Origin of the sequence: Pseudomonas svalbardensis, assembly GCF_030053115.1 — a bacterium.
GTDB lineage: Bacteria > Pseudomonadota > Gammaproteobacteria > Pseudomonadales > Pseudomonadaceae > Aquipseudomonas > Aquipseudomonas svalbardensis.
This window is the reverse complement of the sequence record NZ_CP125619.1, coordinates 2,448,310-2,467,325: the sequence shown is the minus strand read 5'-3', so window position 1 is coordinate 2,467,325 and position 19,016 is coordinate 2,448,310. Positions and strand designations below refer to the sequence as shown.

At 59.9% G+C, this 19,016-nt stretch carries 16 protein-coding genes and 2 pseudogenes; 11 read left to right on the top strand and 7 right to left on the bottom strand.

Annotated features, from left to right (window positions below; all coding sequences use genetic code 11):
- Positions 1–27 precede the first annotated feature (27 nt).
- On the top strand, positions 28–1,002 hold the full coding sequence (gene ftrA / locus QFX16_RS11295; RefSeq protein ID WP_283183959.1) for a transcriptional regulator FtrA: 975 nt from the start codon (positions 28–30) through the stop codon (positions 1,000–1,002).
- A 135-nt stretch (positions 1,003–1,137) separates the two neighbouring features.
- On the opposite strand, the gene cobF is transcribed toward ftrA, so the two are convergent.
- A complete protein-coding gene (gene cobF, locus QFX16_RS11290; RefSeq protein WP_283183958.1) occupies positions 1,138–1,893 on the bottom strand; it encodes a precorrin-6A synthase (deacetylating) in 756 nt (251 codons plus the stop codon).
- Positions 1,893–2,465: a histidine phosphatase family protein gene (locus tag QFX16_RS11285; RefSeq protein WP_283183957.1), complete on the bottom strand. Its 573-nt coding sequence runs from the start codon at positions 2,463–2,465 to the stop codon at positions 1,893–1,895. The genes cobF and QFX16_RS11285 overlap by 1 nt, the downstream gene beginning before the upstream one ends.
- 343 nt (positions 2,466–2,808) lie before the next feature.
- Here QFX16_RS11285 and QFX16_RS11280 point away from each other — a divergent pair, with 343 nt between their 5' ends.
- The 8 genes from QFX16_RS11280 to QFX16_RS11245 all read left to right on the top strand — a co-directional run bounded on the left by QFX16_RS11280 (position 2,809) and on the right by QFX16_RS11245 (position 11,013).
- A complete protein-coding gene (locus tag QFX16_RS11280; protein WP_283183956.1) occupies positions 2,809–3,663 on the top strand; it encodes a MurR/RpiR family transcriptional regulator in 855 nt (284 codons plus the stop codon).
- Between the two features lie 2 nt (positions 3,664–3,665).
- On the top strand, positions 3,666–4,310 hold the full coding sequence (locus QFX16_RS11275; RefSeq protein WP_283183955.1) for a cysteine hydrolase family protein: 645 nt from the start codon (positions 3,666–3,668) through the stop codon (positions 4,308–4,310).
- Positions 4,307–5,638 carry a glutamine synthetase family protein gene (locus QFX16_RS11270; RefSeq protein ID WP_283183954.1) on the top strand — a complete coding sequence of 444 codons (1,332 nt, stop codon included), beginning with the start codon at positions 4,307–4,309 and terminating at the stop codon, positions 5,636–5,638. Before QFX16_RS11275 ends, QFX16_RS11270 begins: the two co-directional genes overlap by 4 nt.
- The gene (locus tag QFX16_RS11265; RefSeq protein ID WP_283183953.1) at positions 5,622–6,374 is read left to right on the top strand and encodes an N-formylglutamate amidohydrolase; all 753 of its coding nucleotides are present in this window, start codon (positions 5,622–5,624) and stop codon (positions 6,372–6,374) included. The genes QFX16_RS11270 and QFX16_RS11265 overlap by 17 nt, the downstream gene beginning before the upstream one ends.
- Positions 6,375–6,431: 57 nt before the next feature.
- Complete coding sequence (locus tag QFX16_RS11260) at positions 6,432–7,781, top strand: APC family permease (RefSeq protein ID WP_283183952.1); 1,350 nt, start codon at positions 6,432–6,434, stop codon at positions 7,779–7,781.
- A 119-nt stretch (positions 7,782–7,900) separates the two neighbouring features.
- A complete protein-coding gene (locus tag QFX16_RS11255; RefSeq protein ID WP_283183951.1) occupies positions 7,901–8,917 on the top strand; it encodes an arginine N-succinyltransferase in 1,017 nt (338 codons plus the stop codon).
- Between the two features lie 61 nt (positions 8,918–8,978).
- Positions 8,979–10,013, top strand: coding sequence for an arginine N-succinyltransferase (gene astA, locus QFX16_RS11250; RefSeq protein WP_283183950.1), 1,035 nt, complete (start codon positions 8,979–8,981; stop codon positions 10,011–10,013).
- A gap of 130 nt (positions 10,014–10,143) precedes the next feature.
- A complete protein-coding gene (locus QFX16_RS11245; protein WP_283183949.1) occupies positions 10,144–11,013 on the top strand; it encodes an isocitrate lyase/PEP mutase family protein in 870 nt (289 codons plus the stop codon).
- A 150-nt stretch (positions 11,014–11,163) separates the two neighbouring features.
- On the opposite strand, the gene QFX16_RS11240 is transcribed toward QFX16_RS11245, so the two are convergent.
- The 3 genes and pseudogenes from QFX16_RS11240 to QFX16_RS11230 all read right to left on the bottom strand — a co-directional run.
- Positions 11,164–11,466 (bottom strand): hypothetical protein, encoded by a 303-nt coding sequence (locus QFX16_RS11240; RefSeq protein ID WP_283183948.1) that lies wholly within the window; start codon positions 11,464–11,466, stop codon positions 11,164–11,166.
- Between the two features lie 266 nt (positions 11,467–11,732).
- A complete protein-coding gene (locus QFX16_RS11235) occupies positions 11,733–12,875 on the bottom strand; it encodes an IS481 family transposase (protein ID WP_439900100.1) in 1,143 nt (380 codons plus the stop codon).
- Between the two features lie 344 nt (positions 12,876–13,219).
- A pseudogene (locus tag QFX16_RS11230) lies at positions 13,220–13,558 on the bottom strand (M20/M25/M40 family metallo-hydrolase); the annotation flags it as partial.
- A gap of 76 nt (positions 13,559–13,634) precedes the next feature.
- On the opposite strand from QFX16_RS11230, the gene QFX16_RS11225 reads away from it, so the two are divergent.
- A protein-coding gene (locus tag QFX16_RS11225) for an IS3 family transposase (protein ID WP_283184552.1) occupies positions 13,635–15,190 on the top strand; the annotation gives its coding sequence in 2 pieces (ribosomal slippage) (positions 13,635–14,097 and positions 14,097–15,190; 1,557 coding nt in all).
- Positions 15,191–15,213: 23 nt separating this feature from the next.
- Here QFX16_RS11225 and QFX16_RS11220 read toward each other — a convergent pair.
- Both QFX16_RS11220 and QFX16_RS11215 read right to left on the bottom strand, forming a co-directional pair.
- A pseudogene (locus tag QFX16_RS11220) lies at positions 15,214–16,137 on the bottom strand (glutamate carboxypeptidase); the annotation flags it as partial.
- A gap of 152 nt (positions 16,138–16,289) precedes the next feature.
- The gene (locus tag QFX16_RS11215) at positions 16,290–17,363 is read right to left on the bottom strand and encodes a diguanylate cyclase (RefSeq protein WP_283183947.1); all 1,074 of its coding nucleotides are present in this window, start codon (positions 17,361–17,363) and stop codon (positions 16,290–16,292) included.
- A gap of 193 nt (positions 17,364–17,556) precedes the next feature.
- Between QFX16_RS11215 and QFX16_RS11210 the strand changes: the two genes are divergently transcribed.
- Positions 17,557–19,011, top strand: a complete 1,455-nt coding sequence (locus tag QFX16_RS11210) for a flavin-containing monooxygenase (protein WP_283183946.1) — start codon at positions 17,557–17,559, stop codon at positions 19,009–19,011.
- Positions 19,012–19,016 lie beyond the last annotated feature (5 nt).

The window sequence follows — 19,016 nt, the reverse complement described above, 5'->3', positions numbered from 1 at the left end:
AGACACTCACCGGGAACTTTCCGCCAAATGCAGCCCACCCCTGGATTGGTCGCGATTCTGGCCTACGACGGCCTTTGTACGTTCGAGTTCGGCATCGCCGTGGAGATCTTCGGCCTGGCTCGTCCGGAGTTCGACTTCCCTTGGTACGAGCACCGAATCGCCGCCGTGGATCAAGGCCCGATGCGCGCCATGGGCGGCATTCAGGTGCTGGTCGATGGCGGCATGGAGCTGCTCGAGGACGCCCGGACCATCATCATTCCCGGCTGGCGTGATCGCAGCGCCCCGGTTCCTGAGGCATTGATCGCGGCCCTGCGCCAAGCCCATGCACGGGGTGCGAGGTTGTTATCGATCTGCTCGGGTGTGTTCGTGCTGGCGGCCACTGGTTTGCTCGACGGTCGCGGCGCCACCACGCACTGGCGCTACACCGCTGAGTTGGCCGAGCGTTTTCCGAACATTCTGATGGACCCGGACGTGCTCTATGTCGATTCAGGTCAGCTGATCACCTCGGCCGGCAGTGCTGCCGGTATCGATGCCTGCCTGCATTTGGTGGCGCGGGACTTCGGTACGCAGGTGGCCAACTCGGTGGCGCGGCGGCTGGTGATGTCGCCGCAACGCACCGGCGGTCAGGCGCAGTTCATTCCGACACCGGTCAGTCCTACGCCGCGTAGCGATTTGTCGCGCGTCATGCAGTGGGCACGCGAGCGTTTGCATGAACCGCTTGAGGTGCGCGAGCTGGCGAGTGAGGCGGCGATGAGTGAACGGACGTTTCTGCGCCGCTTCACTGAAGCCACTGGTATGCCGCCCAAAGCCTGGTTGCAACATGAACGCCTGGGACGGGCTCGCGAGCTGCTTGAGAGTACGAGCCAGAACACCGACCAGATTGCCCAGCGCTGTGGGTATCGCTCGGTGGAGAGTTTTCGGGTGGCGTTTCGCAGCGTGGTCGGCGTGCCGCCGTCGGTGTATCGCGAGCGGTTTGGCCGAGAGGTAAAAGCGATTTCTTGAGGTGTTCTTTAGGGCCTCTTCGCGAGCAAGCCCGCTCCCACAGTTGATCTCTGTCGGTCACAAGATTTGTGTACACAGGAGATTCAATGTGGAGCGGGCTTGCTCGCGAAGGCGTCAGCCCAGACACCGCTGCACTCAAGTTTTGCGCAGCAGATACGTATCCATAATCCACCCATTGGCCAACCGGGCCGCCTTGCGCACCCGTTCGATCTCATCCGCCACCTCCTTGAGCTTGCCGCTGATCAGGATTTCATCCGGCGTCCCCAGGTAGGCCCCCCAGTAAATCTCTGTCTCCTGATCTGCCACCTGATGGTAGGAATCTTCTGCATCCAGCATCACCACCAGGCTGTCGGCATCGCTCACCTGCCCCGCCGCCAGCCGCCGGCCGGTAGTGATTTCAATCGAGCGGCCAATGCGGTTCAGCGGCATCTTATGCTGCGCCGCCAGCGCCTGGACACTGGTGATGCCGGGGATCACTTCAAATTCGAAGACGCAGCGGCCCGAGGCCAGAATCGCCTGCAAGATCCGGATCGTACTGTCGTACAACGCCGGATCGCCCCACACCAGAAAACCGGCGCACTGGTCGTCAGTCATTTCCTCGCTGATCAACCGTTCGAAGGTCTGCTGCTTGGCCTGGTTCAGGTCTTCCACACTGGCCTTGTAGTCCACATCACCGCGCTCGCGCTCCGGGCTGTGGGCTTCGACGAAGCGGTAGTCGCGATCGGTGATGTAGCGCTCGCAGATCTCGCGGCGCAGGTCGATCAGTTTGTCTTTGCTCTGGCCCTTGTCCATGAGGAAAAACACGTCGACGAGGTTCAGCGCCTTCACGGCTTGCATCGTGATGTAGTCGGGGTTGCCGGCGCCGATGCCGATGACCAGAAGTTTTTTCATCAATGTGCTCCTTCAGGGTCAGTGCCCAGCAAGCGTAAGCGCCAGCGGCCATTGAACCGCAACTCGATGGCCGACAGCGGTTCAACGTCGATCAGGTTGAAGGCTGCGCCTTGCAGCACCTGCGTCAGCGCGGCGCGAATGACAAACGGATGGGTGATGGCAACGATGTGTCCCGGTGTGGCCTCCAGCGTTTTCAGCCAAGCGGCCACCCGCTCACCGAGTTGCACCACCGACTCGCCACCGTGGGGCGCCGAATTCGGATCATCGAGCCAGATCTGCAGCGCTTCGGCTGCGGATTTTTGCAGATCGTCGATCCGCGCGCCGTTCCAGTGCCCGAAATCGCAATCCCTCAGTGCCTCGACAATCTCCATGTCGCTGCCGAACAACTCGGCGGTTTGCCGGGTTCGCAGTTCAGGTCCACACACCAGTCGCCGCGTCCCTTTGAACTGAGCACGACGCGATCCCTTTGCCGATTGCCAATCCATCTCTATTGGCTCATTCGTAGGAAAACACGCCAATTTTTGTGCGACGGTTCGAGCGTGGCACATCAAGGTCAAACGGGTCGCCTGCACGAAGGATCACTCTGTCGATGGAAATTGAAAACGGCGTCACGCCACGAATAACTGCCCAATTGTGCCGCAAGAAGCGCGATCCAGGGCGTTTCGTTTGCTCCGGCCATGCAGGTTCGAAAACTTGATACACCTGAAAAAATCGGCGATATCCGACACCACTATGGGCGATGGCCTACAAGCTCTGTCGACTTCCGTGTAGCCCAAGCCCCACGGGCTTTTCGCCCCATTTTGGGGTTTTAAAAAAACCAGGGAAAAATTCACTAGACATGTTGAGTCCGCTACATAAATACTGTTTTAGCAATTTATGAAACGAAACCGACACATCCATCCAGCAGGAGCCCGGATGCCTTCTCTCAGAGACCTGTTCACCGATCCCGGCCTGGAACTGACGCCGTCGGAACGCAAAGTCATCCGTGCCTTGCTGGACCAGTACCCGCGTAACGGACTGGGCCCGATGTCACGTTTGGCCGAACATGCCGGTGTCAGCGATCCCACCATCGTGCGACTGGTCAAAAAACTGGGTTTCAGCGGTTATGCCGATTTCCAGGATGCCCTGCTCAGCGACATGGACCACCGCCTCCGTTCTCCCAGCGCCCTGTTGCAACCTCGTGCTCATCTTCAGAAAGGCGACGCCTGGAGCCAATATCTGGCGCACAGCCATCGAGCGCTGGTGGACACCCATGCGCTGACCCAACCCGAAGATGTGCGGATTCTGGTGGAATGGCTGCTCGACACCCGCCATCAGGTGCATTGCTTCGGGGGGCGCTTCAGCAGTTTCCTCGCCAGTTATTTACTCAATCACCTGCGCTTGCTGCGTCCGGGCTGTTTCGCCCTGGAAGACAATGCACAACTGCCCGACCGTTTGTTCGACGTGCAGCGTCAGGACGTTGTGCTGGTGTTCGACTATCGCCGCTACCAGTCACAGGCCCTACGCGTGGCCAATGCGGCGAAAAGTCGCTATGCACGCGTGGTGTTGTTCACCGACATCTATGCTTCACCGTTGCGGGAAATGGCCGACCTGATTATCAGTGCGCCGGTGGAATCGGTGTCGGCCTTCGACTCCCTGGTTCCGGCGCTGGCTCAGGTCGAGGCACTGATTGCCTGCCTGACCCTGCGCAGTCCGGATCTGGCCGATCGCCTGGAAGGCATCGACGCCCTGCGGACCGACTTCGACACCCACCTGCTGGAGGATAAATAAGGATGTTCACGCTCCCCCACCACTCGCCTCGGGATTTGCCATTCGTCACCGATCACACCGCGCTGTTGCTGGTGGACATGCAACGCGCCTGGCTTGAACCGCAGTTTGACCCGCACCTCAACGGGCCGGACGCCGAGTACTTCCTGACCCGCACCCACATGCAAGTGGTGCCCAATCAACGCCGGTTGCTCAGCGCCTTTCGCAGCGCCCGGCAAAACGTGCTGCACACGATCATCGAAAGCCTCACCGCCGACGGCCGCGACCGCTCGCTGGACCACAAGCTCTCGGACATGCACTTGCCCAAGGGCAGCCCGCAAGCGCGGATCATCGACGACCTGACCCCGGCAGAAAACGAAATCGTGCTGCCCAAGACCTCGTCCGGAGTCTTCAACTCCACTCACATCGACTACGTGCTGCGCAACCTCGGAACCCGGCACTTGATCATCGCCGGCATCGTCACCGACCAGTGCGTGGACATGGCCGTGCGTGACGCCGCCGACCGCGGTTATCTGGTGACGCTGGTGGAAGATGCCTGCGCAACCTACACAGCCGAGCGGCATCAGGCCTGCCTGAATGCAATCAAGGGTTACTGCTGGATCACCGACACCCAGACTGTGCTCGGCCGGTTGCAGGAGATGCAACCATGAGCGAGCGCCTGTTGCCACTGCCCATGACCACCCTCGTCACCACCGACCTGATCGGCGTGACACGCGGGCGCTCCTTTCCCACGGACGAACTCGAGCACTATCAAAGGACCGGTTGTGGCTGGGTGCCGGCCAACAGCGCGCTGACCCCGCAAGACATCATCGCCTACGCCAACCCGTGGGGCGCTTATGGCGATTTGCGGCTGATGCCCGATCCGGTCAGCCGAGTGACGGTCAGTAACGGCCCGGACGCCAACGCTCCGGCGCTGGATTTTATTCACAGCGACATTCGCGAAACCGATGGCCGCCCGTGGGGTGCCTGCCCGCGTACGATGTTGCGCGACGAGGTAGAGCGTTATCGCGCCGAGTTGGGCTTGCAGATCAATGCGGCGTTTGAGCACGAATTCAACTTGAACACCGGTGAAGTTGAACACCTGGCGTTTTCTCTGCAAGCCCAGCGTCAGGGTGCCGAGTTTGGCGGGTGGCTGCTCAGCGCCCTGCGTGCCGGGGGCGTCGAGCCGGAAATGTTCCTGCCCGAGTACGGCAAGCATCAATACGAAATCACCTGTCGCCCGACCCTGGGTGTGGCCGCTGCCGACCGCGCGGTGAACGTGCGTGAAATCACCCGCGAGATCGCCCGGCAAATGGGCCTGGCGTTGAGCTTCGCGCCCAAGACCTCGGAGCACGCGGTGTGCAACGGCGTGCACCTGCACGTCAGCCTGCTGGACCTGGCCGGCCAACCGGTGATGTACGACGCTGGCACCACCAATGGCTTGTCGACTCTCGGCCAGCACTGGGCCGCCGGCATCCTGCATCACCTGCCCGCACTCTGTGCGTTTACCGCGCCGACGCCGGTGTCCTACGAACGTTTGCAGCCTCATCACTGGAGCGCGTCCTACGCGTGCCTCGGCCAACGCAACCGCGAAGCGGCACTGCGAATCTGCCCGACAATAAGCCTGGGCGGCAAATCGGTGGCGTCGCAATACAATCTGGAATTTCGCGCCATGGACGCCACGTCCTCACCGCATCTGGCCATGGCAGCGCTGCTGATTGCCGGCCGCCTGGGCATCGAGCAACGCCTGGCCTTGAACGCAGTCACCGATGAAGTCCCCGACTCCCTGAACGAAGAACAACGCCAGGCGCGCGGCATCGTCGCCCTGCCCGCTTCCCTTGCCCAGGCCCTGGACTGCCTGCGTAACAGCGAGGCCCTGATTGAAGCCCTGCCGAGCGCGTTGCTGGACACCTACTTCGCCCTAAAAACCGAGGAACTGACGCTGACGGAACAGCTGTCGCCCGCCGAACGCTGTGAACACTATGCGCGCCTGTACTGAATCTGCTGAGCTCGGTCTTTACACCGGGCCCGCGTACGCCCTGAGCCGGGAAAACTCCGGCCACCCGCTGATTCTGGTCTGCGAGCACGCCAGCCGCTTTATTCCGGCCGGGTTAAATGACCTGGGCCTCAGTCACGAGGCGGCCCGTGAGCACATCGCCTGGGACATCGGCGCCCTGGCGCTGGCCGAGGGCTTGTCCCGAGCATTGGGCGCAACCCTGTTGGCGGCCAATTATTCGCGACTGTTGGTTGACCTCAACCGACCGCGCCAAGCCCCGGACAGCATTCCGGCGCAGAGCGAAATTTATCAGGTGCCGGGCAACCGGGACCTGGACGAAGCCACCCGCGAGTACCGTCGGCAATCCCTGTTCGAGCCGTTTCACTCGCGTCTGACAGACTTGATCGACGAACGTGTCGCTCAAGGACGACCGGTGCGGGTGGTGGGGATTCACAGCTTCACGCCGGTCTATCACGGCCAGCCCCGCGTGCTTGAAGTTGGCGTGTTGTATAGAGAGGCCAAGGAATATGCCCAGCGCTTGATCGACGGCTTGAGTCAGCAGCCATTGAAGGTTGCCGGTAATGAGCCGTACAAAATCAACCCGCTGGGCGACATGACCGTGCCGGTCCACGGCGATGCACGAGGCCTGGAATCGGTGTTGATCGAGGTGCGCAACGACCTGCTGCGCACGCCTGAAGACGTCAGTCGCTTTACCGACTACCTGGCACCGCTGTTGTAAAACAATCGCTTCAAACTCGCAGCTTGCAGCTGCTTTCATCCCAAGGAGAAGGGCTTCATGGAAATAGAAGAATTCGGCTACAAGCAAGAGTTGAAACGCAGCCTGTCGCTGACCGACCTGGTGGTGTACGGGATGATCTTCATGATCCCCATCGCACCGTTCGGTGTTTATGGCTACGTCAACGCCGAGGCCCCGGGGCTGGTACCGCTGGCCTACATCATCGGCATGGTGGCGATGCTCTTCACTGCCCTGAGTTACGGCAGCATGGCTCGGGCCTTTCCGATTGCCGGTTCGGTTTATTCCTACGCGCAACGGGGCCTGAACCAACACGTAGGGTTTATCGCCGGCTGGCTGATGCTCCTCGATTACCTGCTGATTCCGCCGCTGCTGTATGTGTACGCGGCGATGGCCCTGAATCATTTGTACCCGGACATTCCGAAGGTCGGTTTCATCCTGGCCTTCCTGGTCAGCGCGACCTTTGTCAACTTGCGGGGCATCACCTTCACCGCGCGGATGAACATCATCTTTCTGCTGGCGCAACTGGTGGTGCTGGGGATCTTCCTGTTTTACGCCTGGAACGCGCTGCACAGTGGAGGCGGTAACGGTCAGCTGACACTGGCGCCGTTGTACAACCCCGAGACGTTCAATTTCGCCCTGCTGATGCAAGCGGTGTCGATTGCGGTGCTGTCATTCCTCGGTTTCGATGCGATTTCCACCCTCGCCGAAGAGATCAAGGGTGACGCGGGCCGCAGTGTCGGCAAGGCCGCGCTGATTACGCTGGTGGTCATGGGCGTGATCTTCGTTGTGCAGACCTGGATTGCGACGGATCTGGCGGCCGGCATGGGTTTCAAATCGGCTGACACGGCTTTTTATGAAATCGCTGAACTCGCGGCCGGCAGCTGGCTAGCCACCCTGACCGCCGTGGCGACAGCGCTGGCCTGGGGTGTTGCGGTGGCAATCACCTCCCAAGCGGCAGTATCTCGTCTGCTGTTCGGCATGGCCCGAGACGGCAAGCTGCCAAAGGTACTGGCCAAAGTTCACCCCAAACACAACACGCCGTACGTGAGCATCTATCTGGTAGCCGTGCTGTCGCTGGTGATCTGCTACCTGTTCATCAACTCGGTGGACACCCTCACCTCACTGGTGAACTTCGGCGCACTGAGCGGTTTCATGTTGCTGCACCTGACGGTCATCAACTACTACTGGCGTCGGCAGAAATCCGGCCAGGTGATCCGTCACCTGATCTGCCCGGTGATCGGCTTCATCATCGTCGCGGCAATCATGTACAACATGGGCGTCGATGCACAGAAACTCGGCCTGATCTGGATTGCCCTGGGCCTGGTCTACCTGTTTGTACTCAACAAGCTGGGCACCCGTACGGTACTGCCCGACCCAAGCAACGTCTGACAAGAAAAAGAGCGGCGTCTGACAAAAAATCAGGCGACCGCCGATTTAACGCGTGGAAACCGACAGTGATAGTCAGGTTCGGTGCCAACCGCCGAACCCTTTGATACAGGAGTACATCCATGCTGGTCTTACGCCCAGTCGAGTTAACCGACCTGCCCCAGTTGCAACAACTGGCGCGCGACAGTCTGGTAGGCGTCACGTCTTTGCCGGACGACACCGAATGCCTGCGCGAGAAGATTCTCGACTCCTGCGCCTCATTCGAAAAAGACGTTGCGGGTCGCGGTCCGGAGAATTATTTCTTCGTGCTGGAAGATCTGACCCGAGAGCGTTTGGTGGGCTGCTCGGAGATCCTTGCCACCGCCGGTTTCAGCGAGCCGTTCTACAGCCTGCGCAACCGGCACTTCACCAGCGCCTCGCGGGAACTGAACATCGAGCACGGCGTGCCCGCGTTGTCGTTGTGTCATGACCTCAGTGGCCATACCTTGCTCCGGGGTTTTCACATTGATGCAGCGCTGGTGCGAACACGGTTCTCTGAACTGCTGTCCCGGGCGCGGCTATTGTTCATCGCCGCCCATTCGCAGCGCTTTTCCGAAGCCGTCATCACCGAGATCGTCGGCTTCAGCAGCGATGAAGGGCACTCGCCGTTCTGGGATGCGGTGGGCAAGCACTTTTTCGACCTGCCCTACGCCGAGGCCGAGCGACTTTGCGGCCTGGAAAGCCGAACCTTCCTCGCCGAACTGATGCCGCAATACCCGATCTACGTGCCGATGCTGCCCAAGGCGGCGCAGGACTGCATCGGCCGCATCCACCCCGATGGCCAGGAGGCCTTCGATATCCTCGAGCGCGAAGGCTTCGAAACCAACAGCTACATCGACCTGTTCGACGGCGGTCCGACGTTGTATGCGCGCACTCCTGGCATCCGCTCCATCGCCCAGAGCCAGACCGGCACGGCGAAACCGGGTGCGTCCATTGATGCCCTTGGCAGTTATCTGGTGAGCAACGATTCGCTGAAGGACTATCGCGCCATCGTCGCCGATCTGGATTACCAGGCCGGCCAACCTGTGAGGTTGAGCGCCGAGATGTGCGCCGCCCTGAACGTGACCGAAGGCAGCCCGATCCGGCTGATCGCCCTGTGAGCGTCACCCGGCCCTGCGCCCAACGACAGCGCCCGAGCGGGCGTGCAGAAGGAGTTGCATCATGATTGTCCGCCCGGTTCACGTCACCGACCTGCCCGCCTTGCTGAACCTGGTGCACCAGGCTGGCCCCGGCTTCACCACCCTGCCGGCCAACGAGGAACGCCTGACCCACCGGGTGCGCTGGGCCCAACGAACCTTCGCCGAACAGGTCGAACGCGCCGATGCCGATTACCTCTTCGTACTCGAAGACGACGATCAGCAACTGGTGGGCGTCAGTGCCCTGGTGGGCGCCGTGGGCCTGCGCGAGCCCTGGTACAACTACCGGGTCGGGCTCACGGTCAGTTCGTCACCGGACCTGGGCATCCGGCGACAGATTCCGACGTTGTTCCTGAACAATGAAATGACCGGCCAATCGGAGATTTGCTCGCTGTTTCTGCGACCCGATCAACGCCAGGGCAGTAACGGTCGATTGCTGTCGTTGGGGCGTTTGTTGTTTGTCGCCGAGTTTCCGCACCTGTTCGGCGACAAACTCATCGCCGAATTGCGTGGCAGCGCCGACGAACAGGGCTGTTCACCGTTCTGGGACAGCCTGGGCCGGCACTTCTTCAAGATGGATTTCAGCCACGCCGATCACTTGTCGGGCCTGGGCAGCAAGTCGTTCATCGCTGAACTGATGCCACGCCAACCGCTCTACACCTGCCTGCTCACCGAACAGGCCCAGGCCGTGATCGGCAAAGCGCACCCGAACACGGAACCGGCGCTGAAAATCCTCACTGCCGAAGGCTTTGCCCATAAGGGTTACATCGACATCTTCGACGCCGGCCCGGTGATCGAAGCCCCGGTCTCGAATATCCGCACCGTGCGCGACAGCCAACCGCTGCTGCTGGCCATCGGCACACCCGACGAGCAGGCCCCGGTGTGGCTGATCCACAACCGTCGCCTGGAAAACTGCCGCATCACCGCCGCCCAGGCCAGGCAGGTGGGCAACAGCCTGATCGTCGACCGCCTCACCGCCAAACGCCTGCAACTGCAACCCGGCAACTCGGTACGCGCCGTGCCGCTGCTCAATCAACAACAGCAGTCGGTGGCGGCGTGACCGACGGTGGTCCGTCCGCCTCTGCAAATTCGTCATCATCCTTCCCCCGCTCGCGTGATAGCCTTTTGTTCCTTCGGCGTTGACACTTTTGCTCAAGCCCTTCCATTCCCATTGCAGTGGTGGAACTCATATGTCCAGGCTTTCTCATCAAGATTTGCGCCGCAACTTTCGCGAGCTGTTCGCTTCCAACGCCTGCTACCACACGGCGTCGGTCTTCGACCCGATGTCGGCCCGCATTGCCGCTGACCTGGGTTTTGAAGTGGGGATCCTGGGCGGTTCGGTCGCATCGTTGCAGGTACTGGGTGCGCCTGACTTCGCCCTGATCACCCTCAGCGAGTTTGCCGAGCAGGCCACTCGTATTGGCCGCGTGGCCCAATTGCCGGTCATCGCCGACGCCGACCACGGCTACGGCAACGCGCTCAACGTCATGCGCACCATCGTCGAACTCGAACGTGCCGGTGTGGCCGCCCTGACCATCGAAGACACGTTGCTGCCAGCCCAGTTCGGCCGCAAATCCACCGACCTGATCGGGGTGGCGGAAGGCGTCGGCAAGATTCGTGCGGCACTGGAAGCCCGGGTCGATTCGGAAATGGCAATCATCGCCCGCACCAACGCCGGGATTCTGCCGGTGCAGGAGGTCATCAGCCGTACCTGTCATTACCAGCAGGCCGGTGCGGACGGGATTTGCATGGTGGGCGTGCGGGACTTTGACCACCTCGAGCAAATCTCCGAGCACCTGAGCGTACCGCTGATGCTGGTCACCTATGGCAACCCGTTGCTGCGCGACGACAAACGCCTGGCCGAACTGGGCGTGCGGGTCACGATTGATGGTCACGGCGCCTACTTCGCCGCAATCAAGGCCACGTATGACAGCCTGCGGGAACAACGGCAGATCTTTACTCAAGCGTCGGACCTGAATGCGACCGAATTGACCCACACCTATACGCAGCCTGAGGAATACATCCGTTGGGCGGAAGAGTTTATGAGTGTTAAGGAATAGCGGTTTAGCAGACGTCAAAGTAGCGACTGCAATGGCCCCTTCGCGAGCAGGCTCGCTCCCACATTGGATTGGCGGTGTTCACGAATCTTGTGTTCACCCAAAATCCCTGTGGGAGCGAGCCTGCTCGCGATAGCGTCAGATGCCACACCACTAAACTGCGGCTTTGAACCCCTTTTCCCGCTGCAACGCCCACGCCTGAACCACATTCAGCATCGCGCAGCCTTCGCGCATCAACAGATGAACCGCCCGGGTAACGCGCGTCAGATCGCAATCGGAAATGTCTTTGAGGTTCAGGCTGGACAAGGTGTCCGCCAGATCGCGAACCACGGTGAAGCGATGCGCAGCGCAAGCGGCGATGTCGCTGAGTTCTTTGTGGGTGTTGATGAAGAGCACCGGGGTTTCGGCGTCGTAGGTGTCGATGGGGAGGTAACGAGGCATGACTTGGTCGAACATATTGGTAGCTCCTTACTAATGAGTTTTCCTGGTGTTCGACCGGCCAAGATCGTCGCGCAGAGTTGCCGCGAGACGCAACTATAAGGGTCGATGCCGAAACGCGGCAACAGGGTACGTCGTAGGAAACGTCTTGGAAAGTTGTGGGGTGGTTTTGACGGAGGTGTCTGGCTTGAGAAACACCCCTCACCCTAACCCTCTCCCCATGTTTGTACCGGACACATGGTGGACACATGGTGGACACATGTTCGGGGACATGGTGGACGTCTTCAAAGCCGCTTTCCTGATACAACGGTCTGCAAGCTCAAGTCAATTTTGGCAATGCGATGTCTGCTCCAATAGATGTCGTAGATGCCATCCTCGGTCGTTTCTCTGATGGCTATGTGCTCGCCGATGAAGGCCTTTCCAATCGCATACTTGCGGCTTTTCCAGTACATCTCGCCATTGGCCTGAACCTTTCTGATCAAATCCCCTTCGGCGTACTCCAGTGCTTGCCGATGCTCCTGGTATTCACGAGGACTACAGCTGTAGCGAGTCGCTGGAACCTCCATTTCCAATGCTTGATGGGGGCGTTTCTGGTTGTAGATATCGCGCCAGATATCGAAGGCGTTCTGTGCCCCAAGCAGGTCGATGAAGCACTGACCTTGCAAAACTTCAGCCTTGAGGCTGCGGTGAAAACGCTCAAGCTTGCCCTGAGTCTGCGGGTGATAAGGCCTGGAGTGGCCCACTCGGATGCCCTGGCTCATCAGCCAGACCTCTAACGCGGTATAAACCCCGCTCTGATCGCCCCACGGTGCACCGTTATCCATGGTCATGCGCATCGGCAAGCCGTAGCGCCGAAACACGTGGATAAGCTGCTCCTGCACGGTCTGACGCTGCTCGTTGCCACAGGCCGCGATGCACAGCGAGAACCGCGAATGGTCGTCCAATACCGTCAAGGGATGGCAGCGACCATGGCGCATGCCGACATGTCCCTTGAAGTCCATCTGCCAAAGATCGTTGGGGGCTTCATGCTCAAATCGGATAAAGGGTTTGGTATTTGCCGCCTGCGGGTCGATTCGCGAATTACGCTGCAAAATCGCATGCACCGTGCTGACGGCGGGCATCAAATACCCCTCATCCTCCAGATTGCGTTTGAGCTTGCGGGCGCCCCAGGCCGTGTGCTCCACCCCCAAGGCCAGAATCTGCTTTTCAACCGTATCAGCGCAGCGTTTGGGTGAATGTTTTGGGCGCCGAGACTGGTCGTGCAAGCCGTCTGCACCAGAGGTTTCGAACCGGCCAAGCCATTTGTATCCGGTGCTTGGGCTGATATGAAAGCGTCGGCAGAGTTGTCGGATATTGGCCCCTTCTTGCCGAGCTAACAGTACAAATTCGGAACGAAGCTGCATGGTGGACACCTCTTCCCAAGACACAAACCATCTCCTTTCAGATGAGCAATGTGTCTATTTAAAAGTGTCCACCATGTCTCCGAACACCTGTCCACCATGTGTCCGGTACAAACACCCCAGAGGGGCGAGGGGACTGACCGTGGGTTTCTTGAAGGATACGGCGACATGAACGACCGAGTTAAACTCAAACTGCAAAACGCTTTGTTATTAACCAAATGTGCGTTCGACACGCACTTTCAGGTCGCAGTAAATAGCAATAACAACTCGGTCAGTCCCCTCGCCCCTCTGGGGCGGTCCGACGTTTCGGGAGGGTTAGGGGTGAGGGGCGGATCCAGCTGACCCACCACAGCCCCCAAACCGCACGCAATTCAGTGAGCCTTGGCCAACTCCATAATCATCCGCGACAACAGATAAATCCGCGGCGCCACACTCTCAACCTCCGCGTATTCCTCCGGCGTATGAATATTCCCGCCAACGATCCCGAACCCATCCAGCGTCGGCGTACCCACACCCGCTGACAGGCTGGCATCCGCCGCCCCACCACTACCCTCTTCCGTCAACTTGCGGCCAATCTCCCCGTAAATCCCCTGAGCCATGGCCATCAACCGATCCGATTCTGGCGTTTGCGGCATCGGCGGCAATCCACGCTGAAGTGTGGTGGTGACTTCTGTGTCAGCAATCAGCTTGTCTTTCGAAACCCGCGCCAGGCCCCCGGTGTCAGGATAGTTGTCGCCTCTCCGAATTTTCCTAAAAAAGCACATCGGGGGCGGAAAGAGACTGGTCGTGCCGTATTATTCATCTGAACGCAGAGCCGCATTACTCAAGATGCTGCTTCCCCCGCTGAACCTGTCGATGGCCGAGGTTTCCCGGCGCGAAGGGGTCAGCGAAATGTCTTTGTCCAACTGGCGCAAGCAGCTCAGTTCTGAAGGAAGTGCAGTGTCCGAAAACAAGCAATCGACTCAGAACTGGTCAGCCGAAACCAAGTTTGCTGTCGTCCTTGAAGCCGCCGGTTTGTCCGAGATCGACCTGGGCGAGTATTGCCGCCGCAAAGGCCTTTACCCCGAGCAAATCACGGCCTGGCGACAAGCCTTCATCACCGGCCAGAAATCGGAAAAGGCCCAGCAAAAAGACGATCGGGAGCAGTCTCGCAAAGATAAGAAACGCATCCAGGAACTTGAGCGCGAACTGCGTCGCAAAGACAAGGCGCTCGCTGAAACAGCCGCGTTGTTGGTGCTGCGAAAAAAGCTCAACGACTACTGGGGGACGAACGACAACGAGGACAACTAACGTCTTTGCCAGAGCGCCAGTTGCTCGTTGCCTGGCTAGGTAGCGCGGTCGCGGCAGGCGCCAGAAAAATCAGAGCCTGCCGGGAAATCGGTCTATCGCTGCGGACTTTGCAGCGATGGACTGAAACAGACGTTATCCAGGCCGATGCCCGAACGACTGTCACACGGCCAACGCCGCGCAATGCGCTGACCGAGGCTGAGCGACAAACGATCGTGGCGCTGTGCAACAGCCCTGCGTATGCCCACCTGCCGCCGAGCCAGATCGTGCCGCGCCTGGCCGATCAAGGGCGCTATCTGGCGTCGGAGGCGACGCTTTATCGCGTCTTGCGAGCAACGGGTCAACAGCAACATCGAGGCCGTAGTCAGCGCCCCAAGCGGTACGCAGCACCGACAACGCATGCGGCCAAAGCGCCCAATCAGGTGTGGTCCTGGGACATCACGTACCTGCCGTCGCCGATACGCGGCAAGTATTACTACCTCTATCTGATCGAGGATATTTACAGCCGCAAGGCCGTGGGCTGGGAGGTCTACGACGCGGAAAGCGGCGAGAAAGCCGCCGCGCTGCTGCAACGCAGCGTGATCGGCGAGCAGTGTTTACATGAACCGCTGGTGCTGCACTCGGACAACGGAGCGCCGATGAAATCGGTGACGCTGTTGAGCAAGATGTACGAACTGGGCATCACGCCCTCGCGGGGCCGACCGCGGGTCAGCAACGACAATCCCTACTCGGAGTCGCTGTTTAGAACACTGAAATACTGCCCGCAATGGCCGCAAGATGGCTTTGCCAGTTTGGACGCTGCACGAGCGTGGGTGAGGGATTTCATGCGCTGGTACAACAACGAGCACCGGCATAGCCGTATCCGGTTCGTCACGCCGGCTGAGCGGCATCGAGGACTGGACCATCAGGTCTTGGCCCGGCGACATGAGCTGTACGAACAAGCCAAGGAGCAAAAGCCGGAACGGTGGTCGGGTCGAACACGTAACTGGGAACCGATCGGCACCGTGCTGTTGAACCCGGATCGAGAGCAGCAGGTCGAGAAAAGAGCGGCATAGTTAGACGGTTGACGCGACAACTACCTTGAAAAACGCCGCAGGTCCTTCTCGATCCGGTCAAACTCCTCCGGCACCGCCGCCCGCACATCGGCCTTGGCGGTGGCTTGATCCGGAATGACGTTGGTGCGGTCGCCGGCCTTGAGCACGGTGAAGTTGATGGTGGTTTTCTTCTCCGCGTCGCCCAGTTTGCCGAGCTGCAAAATCTGGTGCGCCGCTTCCATGGCGGCGTTGCGTCCCAGCTCTGGCGCGACACCGGCATGAGCCGCCTTGCCCTTGACCTCGACCACGGCGGTGGCACTGCCTTTGCGCCACACCACCAGACCATCCGCCGGGCGGCCGGGTTCGAGGTTGAGGGTGACGTCGTGGGCCTTGGCGGTTTTCTTGATCAGGTCGGTGGCGATGTCCGAGCCGGTTTCTTCGCTGGCATCGAGCAGGAAGGTTATTTGCGCGTAGTCCTTGAAGTCGAGGTTTTTCAGGACTTTCAGCGCGTAGATCCCGGCAACGATGCCGCCCTTGTCATCCATCACGCCCGGCCCGTAGGCGCGGCCTTCCTTGATGTGGAACGGACGCTCGGCGGCCGAACCTTCCTTGAAGACGGTGTCCATGTGCGCCATCAGCAGGATTTTTGCCTTGCCGGTGCCTTTCAGGGTCGCGATCACATGGCTGCTTTTGTCCGGGGTATTGGGCACAAGCTCGATGGCCGCACCGAGTTTTTTCAGTTCGTCGATGGCGATGTCGCTGACTTTCGTCAGGCCCGGCTCATAGCCGGAACCGGAGTCGATGTTCACCAAACGCTCCAGTAACTTCAGGGCTTCGCCCTTGTACTGTTCGGAATCGGCGAGGACTTGTTTGTGCGGTTCGGCGGAAACTGCGGGAGCGAAAACGCCGAGGACGAGGGTCAGGCCAAGGCTGGTGGCCAGCAGGGAGCGAGGGAGATTGAACGTCATGAATCGATCCTTGTTTCGTGTCGGGGGGTGAAAAACACCCTACCTGACTACGGCGCAAGGCTCTAGACCGAATGCGACACTTGCAACGCGAAGAGCGGACGCGGAGCGCCCATGGTTGCATTCCCACGCAGGAGCGTGGGAACGATCACGTTTCACACCGAATCGAGCAATTCGTGATGCGGTTCGTCCTCGCCGCAACAGATGACGCGGTTGCGACCGGTGGCTTTGGCTTCGTAGAGCGCCAGGTCGGCGTCGTTGAGCCACAGGGTCGCGTCGGTGTGGGCCGGGTTGAAGGCAGCCAGGCCGATGCTCAGGCTGACTGTCAGCGCCGGGCTCTGCTCATAGCCCAAGGTGGCGAAGCGATCACGCAGGGCATCCATCACGGCCGCAGCGCTTGTGAGCGGAAGGTCCGGGAGGATCACGCAGAACTCGTCGCCACCGTAGCGCCCGGCAACATCCGCCGCGCGCAGGTTCTGCTTGAGCATTTTGCTCAACTGACGCAGGACGATGTCTCCGGCAACGTGGCCGTAGGTATCGTTTATGGATTTGAAATGGTCGATGTCGATCAGCGCAATCGCCCCGCCCTGCTGCTGACGTTTGCAACGCTGGAATTCGACTTCGAGCTGATCTTTCCAGGCGCCGTGGTTCAACAGGCCGGTGAGGCTATCGGTGCGGCTCAGGGCCAGAAATTCACGCTTTTGTCGACCGAGGGTGTGGGCCTGGCGAAAGCAGATCCAGCCCAATGCCAGCGGATACAAACACATCAAGGGCAAACAGGCATACATCTGCAGTTGGCTGGTTTGCGGGATGAAGGCGGGGGAGAAAATCAGCAGTCCGACGCCCATCCCGAGAATCTGCGCCACGGTTCCCGCCAACAGGAAACGTAAACCGCCAATGGCCACATTGTTCATCGCCATCATGGCCAGGGTCGTCGCGCCGGGCAGCGGATTGAAGTGCATGGCAGCGACCCAAAAGCCGCCGAGAAAGGCGTCCACCAGCAGGTTGCGGTGTTCGGCGTGATAAGGCACTGGCGCGCGGCGCGCCCATTGATAAGCCAGGTGCGGCCAGAGTAAGCCGTTGAGCAGCATCGCCACCCAGACCCACGGTGCAGGGTTGAGTGGATACATCGCCGCGCTCACGAGCAACAGCCCCAAAGCCAAACCCAGGGTTCGCGATGTATAGAGCCTCCTGGCCAGTGAAAGTCCTTTTCCTCCCGTTTTTCCCATAGAGGCCTCTGCGCCACTGAACGGAACCTGAAAACACAAGGGTTTCAAGTGTGGTGAGAGTCTATCAGGGCAACGGCAAATAGCCATCACCGGCTGGCGGCCTGAATACCAGGGCATAGCCATGAGGCGAGCGCCCAATGTTTGGCTATACATGAAAGGAGGGTTCGATCAACAACGATAAAAAAGGAGGCCCATGCAAACCTTTCAAGTGTTGATCATCGGCAGCGGTTTTGGCGGCCAGTGCGCGGCGATCAATTTGCTCAAGGCAGGCATCACCGATTTCCGCCTGCTGGAACGACGGGACTTTTTCGGCGGCACCTGGTGCCAAAACACCTACCCCGGTGCCGCGGTCGACGTGCCCTCGCCGCTCTATTCGCTGTCCTTCGCGCCCTACCGCTGGACGCAAATGTTCGCCGAACAGGCTGAACTGCACCACTACACCCAGTACGTGGTGGAGCACTTCGGCCTGCGAGACAAGGTGGAACTGCAGGCCAATGTCGAGCGCATCGAATGGGACGACGACGGCAAACACTGGGCGGTGCACACCGCCAGCAAAGGTACGTTCCATGCGCAGTTCCTGATCAACGCCACCGGGCCGCTGAGCCAACCCGTGATTCCGCACTTCGAGGGCCAGGAGCGGTTTCAGGGCAAGACCTTTCACACCAACAACTGGGATCACGCCTACGATTACCGGAAAAAACGCGTGGCCATCGTTGGCAGCGGCGCCAGCGCGGCCCAGGTGATTCCGACGATTGCCCCGGACGTCGAGCATCTGCATGTGTTCCAGCGCACGCCTCACTGGGTATTGCCTCGGGCCGACCGCGCCTTTGGGCCTTTCCAGCGTTGGTTGCTGGGGCTAAAACCGGCCTACAAACTGTTGCGCTGGATGATCTACTGGCAGTTCGAAACCCGGGTGATTGCCTTCAAGTATTCGAAACCAGCGATCCGCTTGGTCCAGCAACACGCCCTGCGCTTCCTCAAACGGCAAGTGCCCGACCCACAATTGCGAAAAAAACTGACGCCCGACTATGCCATCGGCTGCAAACGGATAATCATCTCAAGCACCCTGTATCCGGCGCTGGGTCGCAGTAATGTAAGCCTGCACAGCCGCGAGCAAGGCATCGCCTCCATCGATGAAACCGGCATCGTCACCCAGGACGGCCAACACATAGACCTGGACCTGATCGTTTGGTCCACCGGTTACGACGCCACTGACGGGGTGATTTCCTACCCGGTCACCGGCAAGAACGGAACACAACTCAAAGATTTCTGGGCCCAGTATCCGCGGGCCTATCTCGGCACCAGCCTGCCGGACTTCCCCAACCTGTTTATCGTCACCGGGCCCAACACGGGCATAGGCCACACCTCGGCGCTGTTCATCATCGAGTCCCAGATGAACTACATTCTCGATTGCATCCGTACGTTAAAAGAACACGGTTTGCGCAGCATCGAGGTACGCCCCGAAGCAGAACGTACCTACACTGAAATGATCCACCGGGAGATGGAACGCACGGTATGGAAGTCCGGGGGCTGCCACAGTTGGTATCAAAGCAAGAGCGGTCATGTGATTGCTATGTTTCCGGGCTTCAGTTTCAGCTATCACCGGTTGACCAGGGCGCTGAAACCCGCTGATCACATTCTGTCCTGATCACG